Raw genomic sequence first — 1268 nt, forward strand, 5'->3', positions numbered from 1 at the left:
GCTTTGACCAGTGCACCCACAACATGGGTCTCGCCCGTGCTATAGTTCCAGACCGTTCCCGGCTCGGCAATGCGGGGCAAAGAGGCCATGAATTTCATGATTTCACCCGGTTTTTGCCCAACCTGGATATCCAGCATGGTGCGGCGTTCAGACTCCGCCACCGTGTGAGTATCGTCCCACTTCACACCTGACGTCATCTGCAGCAAATGCTTGATGGAGACCCCATCGTAGCCACTACCGGACAGTTCAGGCAGGTACTTCACGAGTTGGTCATCAACGCTGTCGATGAAGCCATCCTTGATCGCCGTACCAACCAGCGTTGTCGATACTGACTTGGCCATGGACATCGACATCCATCGCGTATCCGGCCCGATGCCCTGATCATAGTATTCGTGAACGATATGCCCATCTTTGATCGCCAACAGTCCGACGAGGCGGTTCTGAGATACGTAGTCGAACAGATCGTAGGATTTACCATTCGCCTGAATAGACATATCGCTCAGCGGCGTCGCCGCATATGGCAAGGCAGACACCGTGTCACCAGCCTTGATGGTGCGAGTGGGGAAAATCTCGTGTGTATGGCTGAACGTATGCATCTGAACATCTGGCATCAATTTGCCAGCATAAGCCGTCACGATGTCACCGAACTGCGGTTCGCGCTGAGAGAATGCTGTCACGAATAGTCTCCTAGGTTAGCGCAGCGACAATCAGGAGGTGGCGCGCGCTTTGTGGTGACAATACATTTCGATACCGGCAGACTCAGGTGCCAAGCAAAGGTATTCTGGTGCCCCCGCCGCACCAGCTGTTATACATTTCGCGCCTCACATTTCTGTCTGTCGACGCGAAGACTGACCCCAGAAAATACAAGGGATATAGTATGACCGATGCAAATGAGACTTGGCACATGTATGTGCCGAAACCTTATCGGGCGTCTGACCCGCTCTCGATCATAGCCGCCTACCCCTTTGGCCAGATAATCACCAGCTGCGGCGACCTGCCCTATGCGACCTCGGTCCCCATGTACGTGGTGACAACATCAACTGGTCACACTGAGCTGGTCGGGCACATGGCACGGAACAATCCACACGCCACCACCCTGGCCGCCGGCCAAAAAGCGCTTGCGACCTTTCATGGCCCGAACGCATATATCTCGGCAAGCTGGTACAAGGACCAGCCAACCGTTCCGACCTGGAACTACATTGCTGCGCAAGTACGAGGGACGCTTCATCCGATTGATGATGCCGAGGCTCAACTGGAGATCATGCGGA

General features: G+C 54.8%; 2 protein-coding genes. One reads left to right on the forward strand and one right to left on the reverse strand.

What is annotated here, in order from left to right; translation table 11 throughout:
• Nucleotides 1-677, reverse strand: a 677-nt coding sequence (locus B4F73_RS16365) for a serine hydrolase domain-containing protein (protein WP_290483802.1), incomplete at its 3' end; no start/stop codon positions are given.
• Between the two features lie 200 nt (nucleotides 678-877).
• On the opposite strand from B4F73_RS16365, the gene B4F73_RS16370 reads away from it, so the two are divergent.
• On the forward strand, nucleotides 878-1268 hold a 391-nt coding region (locus tag B4F73_RS16370; protein WP_290481654.1), incomplete at its 3' end, for an FMN-binding negative transcriptional regulator.

This window comes from Hyphomonas sp. UBA3601, assembly GCF_002375605.1.
Lineage (GTDB): Bacteria > Pseudomonadota > Alphaproteobacteria > Caulobacterales > Hyphomonadaceae > Hyphomonas.